The organism is Pseudoalteromonas luteoviolacea CPMOR-1, from assembly GCF_001625685.1.
GTDB lineage: Bacteria > Pseudomonadota > Gammaproteobacteria > Enterobacterales > Alteromonadaceae > Pseudoalteromonas > Pseudoalteromonas luteoviolacea_K.
This window is the reverse complement of sequence record NZ_AUYC01000095.1, coordinates 184,880-193,978: the sequence shown is the minus strand read 5'-3', so window position 1 is coordinate 193,978 and position 9,099 is coordinate 184,880. Positions and strand designations below refer to the sequence as shown.

The window sequence follows — 9,099 nt, the reverse complement described above, 5'->3', positions numbered from 1 at the left end:
CGATAAGCGCAAGGTGAAGGGGGCAACCTTCACAGGTTTTGCCCTTTACTCCTTTTAAATCCAGTCCCTCAGCAGCGTGATCTAATGTACGAAAACTAAATAGGTAATTGTGCGAAAACTGCGGGAATATGCGGGAGAACTCGGGATTGAGTGAGACATTATTTAAAACACCATTTCATTATTTGAAATATGCGGCGGTCAAAAAATCTCGCCGCATTTCAATCGCTAGTCGCTACTCACTGGACAGCAATATGCATTCATGCCTATCCATAGGGCTATAATTACATCATTAGACAAATTAGGGTACTGCTTTTTAATTTCAGAAATAGCCGGATATATTGTCGAATGCTGTTCATATAAATCAACCATTGCATGGCCTGCTTTTACCGCTTCGTGGTCCACAGACAATTCATCATATTTAATTGTATTAGACATAACACCCCCTCAATTAATCGCTTTTGGTGAACTGGCTTGAGAGCCCTGCCAATCAGAGCCAAAATCTTTCTGTGTAACTTCAGCCCTATTAATTATGATCTGTGTTGCTTCAATGGTCTCTTGCTGAGTTTTACAATCGCTATGTTTGAGAAAATGCGCAATCAAATTGTCAGCCTGCTGATTTAAAAAGTTATTGTCCTTCACTGTTATTTACCTCTTCTTCTTTACATAAAACACGGTCTATTAAATCAACAAATGACCAATTAGATTCTGGGGCTATTGGCGGGTATGATGGCCCTCCATTTCGCCCTCTTGGTTCCTGCTCAACTTCAACAGGGTTACATGATGCGACAGCAACTGAACATAGTGCACATGTTATGATCATCACCGCGACGTTTCGTTTTAGCTTCATACAATCCCCCTGGGCTTTGGGCCTTGGCCTTTGCTAGAATCAAACAAATCTGCTTGGTTTTCATCACGTTTTAACTTGGTCATCGTGCTCACTGTTTTATAAACCCACTGAACAGAACAGCCGTACTTTTTGGACAACTCAATATGGTTATTGCCCGTAAACTCAGCCCACATTTTGTTACCCTGTAAAGTTGCATCTATTGAGCGCCCTTGGCATACATAAACAACCTCACCGCCAAAAGTGTGTCTAACCCTATCAATAACAGCACGGCCTAACTCAGCTGCTTTATCTTCACCCAGTGCGCTTGATGTAGTTCGCGTAACAACTTCGAAAATTGAAAGCAACATACCGTCACCTCTATCAGTCGCTTTGCCGTATTCAGACATTATTTCCACCCTCGTACTTGCCAAGCATCAACCCGATAAAACTCGCAGATTCTTCTAACTGCTCAATGGTGCATTTGCTTAGTTCTCCCAGTTCATAAACTTTCTGAGCTTGATAGCTGTCATGCCTATCTAATTTCAGCTTTCGTAGGTCGGGTGTTAGTTCTTTGACATCTTCAATCAGCTTGCGTTTGTACCAGGCTTTTAGCTGCTCGATTAGATGATGCAGCATGGTTGGTTTAAGCCACTCTAAACGGTCTATCGGCACATTGTGGTTTAATCGTTTGGCCTGGTCTTTACTCCATACCAAAAGCGCGTCGTCTGAGCCATCTCGCAAATAGCCACGTGATTTCATCGCTATCCAAAGCTGGCGCAGTTTATCAATAGGTGAATGAACTACTTTGTCCCGAGTTTTTGGCGAGTGCTTGCCCTTTACTGAAACTGGCTTAAATCCTTTTGATTTCATGAACTCCAGTACTTTGTTCAGCTCAACGACTGACATATCTAAACAGCTATTCTTTTTAGTCAATGCAATCAGGTTGCTTCTATATAGTTCGTCATCCCAATTCAGTTGACCTTTGCCGATGTGGATCAACTGTATATAGCGTGATTTATTCATTTTCATTGATACCACCTTTATAAAGATTTACTGACCAAGGGGATCTGAACCCATGCACCTAACTCATTTCGTTCATGAAATAGGACGTATGTTTTGGTAGAGCCAAAGATAAATGCGTCATCAATCGCTTGCATTCCAGCCGCCCAATCATCTGACTTGTGGCTGTAACGATATTTACTGCGCAATTCCATTATTTTCGTCTTGCTGTATTGGCCCTCTTTATCAGTCTCAAATGCATTCATCACAATATCTTTAATGAGCTGAGCTTCATCATCAAGCTGGTCCAGCAACCCATTTACCACGCCTAAAAACAACTCTTTTGCAACCAAGATTTCTGGCCCGAAACTAATATTATCCGCAACTCCAACTTTAACGCGGCTTTTTCCATCATAAGATGTCAAAGTGATATTGCCCTTTTTACCGCCTATCTCAACGTCGTAGCTATGGGCCATATCTGCAATAAAGTCATTCACTTGTGAATAAACACTACGTTTGAATTCGTCATGCTCCAAGCTCAGTTGTTTTGCTCGTTGAACCAGCTTAATGACCATTGCATTTTGTGCCTTGTCACTATCTGTTACCTTGCTTACGGGGACTTTGTAACCACGGCTATTAAATAAAAATTCCTGTTCCATTACTTCACCTTACTGCTAGTTTACGTTGAGAATCGCCATTTAACGGGCGGTTGATTGAGTGTTTTTTGCCAGCCTTAATGCCATCAATAATTGCATTACCAACATTGGCTTTTTTACTTCGATTTGTGCCGCTGCGTTTCGCCAAATCTGGATAGTGGCGTGTTTTGTAAGCTTCAATAAGCTGGTTTTCTGTGTCTGTACGGGCGAATTGAGAAACTTGCTCATAGATAGAAATAACCCAGCCTTCGGCAAATCTGTCTCCTCGAGCTATCTTGGTACTACGCTTACAACGGTTGGATTGCTGCTGAACGTACTTTGCTCGATCAGCTTTTAGCTTTGCCCACATTACGTCCCAACAATAGCTTGCTAGCTCAGGCTGAGGTGCAATTCCAATAAAACGGATCTCACTTTGAGAGAACGTTTGTTGTATGAACGAATCAACACCAAATGCTCTCTCAATGAGGTTTATAAACATTGCTTGATACCTTACAACACGATTAACACCGCACACCGTGCGTTGTTCATCAATGTCAGCAAAGCCAACATCATGGATACTAATTCGATGCTTCTCCATAAGTGCCTGTGCTGAACGCATCGCTGCTGCGGCTTCATGCTCGTTAGTTGCAGATTTAGCCAATGCTAAACACCGCTTAATCTTGCTTAAAATACGTTTATCCACGGGGCACCACCTGCTGAACTTTGTAAAATCGATTACCTTTGCATTTAGGGCAAACAGCCTCAGAGCCATTGCCATCTTCGGGAACTTTTTTATCTGATTCATTGCCGACCCAGCGACAAAGATGATTTGCACATACATAGCCAGGAGCAGGAGAATCAATGCTAAACTCTCGTTTACCGTGGCTATAAATGTTCTCCCAATTGTTGACGCTAAAGTTCTCATGACGAATTAACATGCTTTGCATTGCCTCATCACTAGCAAGCATTGCCTCAGCTTGCGCTTTTGGCAGCGTTACTGTTTTTTTGATTTGAACCTGTGCGGTTCCGCTGATCGTTACTTCTATGTGATCACTCATGGCTACACCTTATGTACAAACTTTTCATCAATGTTTTTCACACCAATCGTTGCAGCAATATTTAACGTATGCGCAAGCCATACATTGATATTTAGCGGATAAGTTTGATCCATTTTTTCGTCATCAAAACCGATCCCTTTCCCAACTTTTCCGTAGCACTTCCCACGAACAGCACTCAATGCTTCCTCTGTAAAAATTTTGTCGGCGTTAATCCCTATCCGTGTGAATTTATGTTTCATGTAGTCAATGGCGTTGAGCCCCAATGGCCTCATGCGGATATCATCTATACGCATGCTGAATTCACGCATTGAGTGTGCAGAGATTTTTTCTCTCAATTCAGGCTGACCAAATAGCACTATGCCTATAACTCGCTTAAACCCGTCCGTCACTTCCCAAAGACATTTGAGTTCTCGGATCATCTCTTCGGTTAGGTCTTGGGCTTGATCAATAATCAGCAAATGCTTGTAACCACTGCGATGCCTTTCAATCAGAGTGTTTTCAATTTCATCGTCCCTGTCTTCACTGTTATTTAAATGCTTTACGCCAAGCGAGCGACAAAGTGCACGAGAGATACCGTCGGCTGTTATTTTCCTTCGATTGCGTCGTTTAGGAGAGATAAGCATAATTTCAGTAAATTCCTCCTTTACTTTGTGCTCAAACAAACGACGGATCATAGATTTACCGCTCCCACATTCGCCTGTAACAATGACCATTGAATTAGCTCTGGCCGCAGCTATAAGTTCTTCGATTGTTTGCAGATGTGAATCGGTGAGGAAGAAATCTTCTACAGACTCAAACTCGTCATTAAACGGGTCTCGTCTAATCTTAAAAAAGGTTTTAGTTGCAGGTTTTAGTTTGGCCTTTAGCATTTCATCTTCCTCCGGTTCTCTATCTCTTTTAATTAGCTCAGGCTCAAACCAACCAAATAGACCAGACAGTTGATCCTCAGTTGCGCCATGCGCCCGTAAATAGTCTTTTATTTCGCTTTCAATCTTTGCCCTATCACAATTGATGGGCCATTCGTTTCTACGTTTAATGCGACTTAGGCTTGTCGTGCTTAGTTGAATACCTTTTGCCGCCAACACCCTTACTACTTGGGCTTGTTTGATGCTCAGCACATCAAATACAACACTGAGCTTTGTTTGTTTTTCCACGGTTTATCCTGATATTTTCAGCACAGGGGTCTCCGCTATCCCTCGGTGCAACTGTTCAACGACTTCATTAACTTCCGTTTCAACAACTTCTTGCTGTAATAACCAATCAATTTCGGCTGGTCTTAAATTGCGGCCTAAACGCTCGGCCACCATAATGCGCAAATCCAACTCATCTAAAACTTTGCCTTTACGCTTTGATTCTTTAATTTGCTTGGCAATAGGACTGGCTGGTTGGATGGTTTCACCTTTAGGTGTGATCCGCGTTTCGTGCTCAACGTCTTTGAGGTGCGAATGTGTAACTAGCTTGCCGTTAAATGGCGCAGCTTTGGCCTTTTTGGCTTTCTCGATCTCTTCGTCGCTCATATTCGGATATGCCAACCTGTCGGCAGCTTTAACGGCTGTTTGTGTGGCGTTTTCTGCATGGCTTGCATATCGCTCACCGATGACAGGAGCGTCAACCCTAAACCCTGCAACATCAAATTCCAGCGGCTTAACTTGGTGGTAAACAACATCACCCAAAGGGTTTTTTACACCCACCATCAAATCAGGTGACTCGCAAACAATCACAGGGCTAACCTCAACAGTCATACCGTTTAGAATATGCTCAAGCTCAGAGACGTCATAAACTAGCTGTGACTTTGTAACTGGATGGCGATAGGTCACGGTTAAGTCACCTTTTACCTTACGGGTTTCGCCTTCTTTGGTAAGTAACAAGCGGCAAATTTGCTCATCTGGTAACTGGCGCAAACGATGCTTAAATTCAGGCTTGTAAATCATTAACCAAACATCTAAACGCGGCATTTTGTGGCGTGTGTGCTTGCAGTTTTGATCCGCAATCTTGTCTGCGTTGTATGCTTCTTGCCATGCCCAAGCGGCCGCATTAAGCTCCTCAACACTGTTGACTGGTTCCATTAACAAGCGGCTTTCGAATTGGGTTTCTACTAAATCGTTGCCATTTTCAACACTGCCTTTTGCGCGTGGGCTACCTGCTTTATGTTCTTCGCATTTAACCTGCAAACTCTTCAGCACATTTTTAATTGCTTTTGAGCTGTTGGCAGAGCCTTTATCCCACACCAACATTTCAGGCACGCCCATAAATGCCGAACCTTCATGTACAGTCCAACACCACATTAAAAAATCAAACAGGTTCGCCGTAGTTTCACCTGCTGCTTGGTAGTACTTAACACGTATCGCACCACTAAAATGATCGGTTAGCACGTAGCGCCAAACACGTAGGTTTTTAATGTTTTCTATGTTGTCAGGCTTATTTGCATAAAAATGGCTCTCATCCATATATGATTGCCGCACACCTTTAACTTTTCGGTTTTTCCTCTCAGGAGGGTAGTAAAGTAAGCAATATGATGGGTCCACCTGGTGTACGTGGTTTGGGCCTAGACTACGTAGTTGAACATGCGGCGTAGTTTTATCTAGCATAGCTATACTGGCGTTGTGGCGAGCTAGTACACGGCTGATCTGGCTAGTACTTACACTCTTATAGCCATTTGCAGCCAATATAGACTTGGCCACTGGCACATGCATGATCCGCTTTCCATTCGCTCTGACAGACTGATTCAGCAATGACACCATCATATTAATAGACTCTTGGCTCATTGATGTGCTGCCAGCATCACTGCGTTTAGCCTTGCCACTTTGCCAACCGAGATTTCTCAACCTGCGATACAACGCATCTTTACTTAGCCCTAATGTTTCACACGCTTTTTCACGTATCACACCTTTTTGACCATGGCCCGCTTGGTCCAGTTGTTCTGCCCAATATTCTAGAGATAATGCGTTCATTCCATCACCTCCGTACCTTCAAAACCCAACTCGACGAGCCACTCACCAGACGGCTTGGCATCGTCTAAATCGCCATAGGTACGGTGGATTTCGTTCCACATTCCTGCAAGCTGAGTTAGTAAAATTTTGTTGTCAGCGTAAAAGGCAGATTTAGCAGCGTTATAAGTTTTGTCATCAATTTGAATGGTCTCTAACTGCTCGCTAAGCTGTAGCATCTGGTTAAAACCATCTCTGATTTGATTTTGAGTTTTTGCTAAAGCTTCAAAGAAATTCTTTGTCTCGCCTTTCCACTTCTCGGAACTAAACTTTTTACTTTCCAGATCTGCACGTAGCTTTACAAGTTCATCTTCTTTTTCTGTCGATGTTTTACGTGATGCTTTGAGCATTCGGTCTGACGCATCTAATTCTGTTTTTAGTTTTGTTGTCTCCTGATTGTGCTTGTCTTTAAGTTCATCGATTAGTTCTTTAACTGCTTCTTTATCGCCGGAATCGACCGCCTCAGACTCTATGACTATTGCTTGGTCTTCTTCTGGTAACTGACGTAAAGCACGTAAGTCCCTGTAGCCCAATTTCATCTTTTGGGCTTGTTCAAAGAACTCCTCACCAAATTGTTGTAAGTTACGCAAACGATTATCAATATTTTGAACATCAGTTTTGAGTATATGCTTACAACAATCTTCCCAAGTCGTAACCGTTACGGAATTACCAGAATCATCACGATACGTAAGACCCTTATAACTCTTGGTTTCTTTGATTTTTTGGGCAATCTTCAATTCCGTAACAGTTACGAGTCTGCCAACAAAATTGAATGCTTGAATCTGTCCTAGTTGCATCAAGACATCTTGCATCGAAGCAAGGGTCTCACCTTGGGCCACTTTCGCATCGATCAATGCCGCTGTATCAGTCTTACTCATACTGTCACCCCACTGTATTCGGTGTGCTCTATTTGTAAGTCTCTAATCGCAGTCGTGAAGCTGTGAGCTACTTTATTACAAATGGTCACTGGCTTTTTGTTTAATCGCCAGCGCTGGTTGTCATTGCGCAGCGGTTCTGCCCAGCCAGCCTCTCGCAGATTTGCTAGTAATCGAGTTACTTCTGGGCCTTTACACCCTAATTGCTCAGCCAGTGCCTTTGGCTCAATCCCATATACTTCATGACCAGCCATTAACTCGATAGCTACAAGGGTGCGTTGAATTTGTGGCGATGAATAATTGCTCATACCGCCTCCTTAACTTCTGCCGTAAACTCAGCAACACACGTTGGGCATACTGAATCAAAGTCAAATGCCTCATGTGTTACGTGTCGCCAACCAACAGCGTTAGCTGCTTTCAGCCAATCTGTTTGCGTAATTCCAGTGTGTAAAGGGCGATCAATGCGTTTGCAGCAATCACATTTCAGACGCGGCTGTCCAAACTCAATTGCCACCGCTGACTGTTTTACATCTTTGAATGTCATGCTCATAGCGCACCTCCAGCTGTGCGGTTTGCCATCTCTTGCAATTGCGCCATGCTCATTAGCCGAGTTGTTGGTTTTGCATAGTTCACTGCTTGCCAATGGTTCCTCTCACACCTATTTTCACGAATTTTGAGCGCAACTTGGTCTTTGATATGTCTCATATTTGCCTCTCTAGGGTTGGATTGGTGTTACTTGGTTGGTTATTGTTTGGCTGGGGTTTTGAGCTGTAATCTCGGCAAACATACCCTCTGCCTTTCTTTGTAACTGAGTGGACTGTAATATCAATTCAGCAGCTCGCTGAAGCGACGCACCACGTTCATCAACTGGTATAAAGTCAATTGGTTGTAAAAGTACTTCAAACGGTAATGTGCTTTGAGTTGCCCAGCAAAACGCTGTCAAATATTCTGCGGGCATTTTTCTATCAGATCCCGCGCTGACCCATTTGTTAAGCATATCTATGGTAATTGTTTTTTTACCCCCTAATGCTTCATTCATCCGGTCAACGATGGACGGGCGCGAGTGCGAGCTAGAATCAATGGTGCGTTTTATTGCGGCCATCAGCATCAAAGAGGCATCACAATTGGGCGCAAATTCTGAGTTCAACATACTGTTATTCTCCACATGAGACTGTTTACAAAACATCTACTGCCACCTGTTTTTATTTGTTCCTACAATTAATACAACTTTGGCAAAAATCGCGGCAAAAATTGCCGTTATTATTGCCGTGCCTTTTGCTGCATTCGCGCTTATGCTTTTGTTAACGGAAAACATGGGTGGCACATTTATTAGTCCTTTAACTGTGCAATGACATAAATCACGATTAATCAGAGTAAAAACCATGAACGACATAGATAACTCTATAGATACGCTCTTTGACACAGCAGCCGCTATAAACTCCTTAATTACAGCGCTTGCAGAATCGCTTACTCCAGATATTGCAGCTTGCATGATCCCTAGCCTTGATCGGTCAATTGACGACATGGAACAGCATGACACGAACATGAGTGCTCTGATGCTGTTGAATGGCTGGCGGAATCACCTAGCGCAGCACGCGAAATTGAATCAGCGACGTTTGAACATACAAGCTGATGCCCACTAGGGCTTTGAGTTGATAACAAAATAGACTTGGCTATTGCTGTAGTAATAGGCTGTGATTGATTAAAGATATACATGAG

Annotated in this window: 17 protein-coding genes; all 17 read right to left on the bottom strand. The window is 43.0% G+C overall.

Annotation, left to right across the window (positions count from 1 at the left end):
- Positions 1-225 precede the first annotated feature (225 nt).
- The 17 genes from N473_RS25650 to N473_RS25575 are packed head-to-tail and all read right to left on the bottom strand — an operon-like array spanning position 226 to position 9,096.
- Entirely contained in the window at positions 226-435 is a 210-nt protein-coding gene (locus N473_RS25650; RefSeq protein ID WP_063370416.1) for a hypothetical protein, read from the bottom strand.
- 9 nt (positions 436-444) lie between these two features.
- Positions 445-639, bottom strand: coding sequence for a hypothetical protein (locus tag N473_RS25645; RefSeq protein ID WP_063370415.1), 195 nt, complete (start codon positions 637-639; stop codon positions 445-447).
- Entirely contained in the window at positions 626-847 is a 222-nt protein-coding gene (locus N473_RS25640; RefSeq protein WP_063370414.1) for a hypothetical protein, read from the bottom strand. The genes N473_RS25645 and N473_RS25640 overlap by 14 nt, the downstream gene beginning before the upstream one ends.
- Entirely contained in the window at positions 844-1,233 is a 390-nt protein-coding gene (locus N473_RS25635) for a Mor transcription activator family protein (protein ID WP_063370413.1), read from the bottom strand. The genes N473_RS25640 and N473_RS25635 overlap by 4 nt, the downstream gene beginning before the upstream one ends.
- On the bottom strand, positions 1,226-1,855 hold the full coding sequence (locus N473_RS25630) for a gp16 family protein (protein WP_063370412.1): 630 nt from the start codon (positions 1,853-1,855) through the stop codon (positions 1,226-1,228). Before N473_RS25630 ends, N473_RS25635 begins: the two co-directional genes overlap by 8 nt.
- Before the next feature lie 11 nt (positions 1,856-1,866).
- A complete protein-coding gene (locus N473_RS25625) occupies positions 1,867-2,484 on the bottom strand; it encodes a DUF3164 family protein (protein WP_155735744.1) in 618 nt (205 codons plus the stop codon).
- 4 nt (positions 2,485-2,488) lie between these two features.
- On the bottom strand, positions 2,489-3,163 hold the full coding sequence (locus N473_RS25620) for a DUF2786 domain-containing protein (RefSeq protein WP_063370411.1): 675 nt from the start codon (positions 3,161-3,163) through the stop codon (positions 2,489-2,491).
- Complete coding sequence (locus N473_RS26620; protein WP_063370410.1) at positions 3,156-3,518, bottom strand: hypothetical protein; 363 nt, start codon at positions 3,516-3,518, stop codon at positions 3,156-3,158. The genes N473_RS25620 and N473_RS26620 overlap by 8 nt, the downstream gene beginning before the upstream one ends.
- A gap of 2 nt (positions 3,519-3,520) precedes the next feature.
- Complete coding sequence (locus N473_RS25610) at positions 3,521-4,672, bottom strand: ExeA family protein (RefSeq protein WP_063370409.1); 1,152 nt, start codon at positions 4,670-4,672, stop codon at positions 3,521-3,523.
- Positions 4,673-4,675: 3 nt separating this feature from the next.
- On the bottom strand, positions 4,676-6,469 hold the full coding sequence (locus N473_RS25605) for a DDE-type integrase/transposase/recombinase (RefSeq protein WP_063370408.1): 1,794 nt from the start codon (positions 6,467-6,469) through the stop codon (positions 4,676-4,678).
- Positions 6,466-7,383, bottom strand: a complete 918-nt coding sequence (locus N473_RS25600) for a hypothetical protein (RefSeq protein WP_063370407.1) — start codon at positions 7,381-7,383, stop codon at positions 6,466-6,468. The genes N473_RS25605 and N473_RS25600 overlap by 4 nt, the downstream gene beginning before the upstream one ends.
- Positions 7,380-7,688: a MarR family transcriptional regulator gene (locus N473_RS25595; protein WP_063370406.1), complete on the bottom strand. Its 309-nt coding sequence runs from the start codon at positions 7,686-7,688 to the stop codon at positions 7,380-7,382. The genes N473_RS25600 and N473_RS25595 overlap by 4 nt, the downstream gene beginning before the upstream one ends.
- On the bottom strand, positions 7,685-7,930 hold the full coding sequence (locus N473_RS25590) for a hypothetical protein (RefSeq protein ID WP_063370405.1): 246 nt from the start codon (positions 7,928-7,930) through the stop codon (positions 7,685-7,687). The genes N473_RS25595 and N473_RS25590 overlap by 4 nt, the downstream gene beginning before the upstream one ends.
- Positions 7,927-8,085, bottom strand: coding sequence for a hypothetical protein (locus tag N473_RS26425; RefSeq protein ID WP_155735743.1), 159 nt, complete (start codon positions 8,083-8,085; stop codon positions 7,927-7,929). The genes N473_RS25590 and N473_RS26425 overlap by 4 nt, the downstream gene beginning before the upstream one ends.
- A 10-nt stretch (positions 8,086-8,095) precedes the next feature.
- A complete protein-coding gene (locus N473_RS25585) occupies positions 8,096-8,530 on the bottom strand; it encodes a hypothetical protein (protein ID WP_155735742.1) in 435 nt (144 codons plus the stop codon).
- A 36-nt stretch (positions 8,531-8,566) separates the two neighbouring features.
- Entirely contained in the window at positions 8,567-8,872 is a 306-nt protein-coding gene (locus N473_RS25580) for a hypothetical protein (RefSeq protein WP_063370403.1), read from the bottom strand.
- A gap of 5 nt (positions 8,873-8,877) precedes the next feature.
- Entirely contained in the window at positions 8,878-9,096 is a 219-nt protein-coding gene (locus N473_RS25575) for a hypothetical protein (RefSeq protein ID WP_063370402.1), read from the bottom strand.
- Between the last annotated feature and the right edge of the window lie 3 nt (positions 9,097-9,099).

Coding starts and splice junctions, on each gene's coding strand:
- N473_RS25640 (WP_063370414.1), bottom strand. CDS start 847: ATGAAGCTAAAACGAAACGTCGCGGTGATGATCATAACATGTGCACTA.
- N473_RS25600 (WP_063370407.1), bottom strand. CDS start 7,383: ATGAGTAAGACTGATACAGCGGCATTGATCGATGCGAAAGTGGCCCAA.
- N473_RS26425 (WP_155735743.1), bottom strand. CDS start 8,085: ATGAGACATATCAAAGACCAAGTTGCGCTCAAAATTCGTGAAAATAGG.
- N473_RS25590 (WP_063370405.1), bottom strand. CDS start 7,930: ATGAGCATGACATTCAAAGATGTAAAACAGTCAGCGGTGGCAATTGAG.
- N473_RS25650 (WP_063370416.1), bottom strand. CDS start 435: ATGTCTAATACAATTAAATATGATGAATTGTCTGTGGACCACGAAGCG.
- N473_RS25580 (WP_063370403.1), bottom strand. CDS start 8,872: ATGCAAGCTGCAATATCTGGAGTAAGCGATTCTGCAAGCGCTGTAATT.
- N473_RS26620 (WP_063370410.1), bottom strand. CDS start 3,518: ATGAGTGATCACATAGAAGTAACGATCAGCGGAACCGCACAGGTTCAA.
- N473_RS25635 (WP_063370413.1), bottom strand. CDS start 1,233: ATGTCTGAATACGGCAAAGCGACTGATAGAGGTGACGGTATGTTGCTT.
- N473_RS25585 (WP_155735742.1), bottom strand. CDS start 8,530: ATGTTGAACTCAGAATTTGCGCCCAATTGTGATGCCTCTTTGATGCTG.
- N473_RS25595 (WP_063370406.1), bottom strand. CDS start 7,688: ATGAGCAATTATTCATCGCCACAAATTCAACGCACCCTTGTAGCTATC.
- N473_RS25575 (WP_063370402.1), bottom strand. CDS start 9,096: ATGTATATCTTTAATCAATCACAGCCTATTACTACAGCAATAGCCAAG.
- N473_RS25605 (WP_063370408.1), bottom strand. CDS start 6,469: ATGAACGCATTATCTCTAGAATATTGGGCAGAACAACTGGACCAAGCG.
- N473_RS25625 (WP_155735744.1), bottom strand. CDS start 2,484: ATGGAACAGGAATTTTTATTTAATAGCCGTGGTTACAAAGTCCCCGTA.
- N473_RS25630 (WP_063370412.1), bottom strand. CDS start 1,855: ATGAAAATGAATAAATCACGCTATATACAGTTGATCCACATCGGCAAA.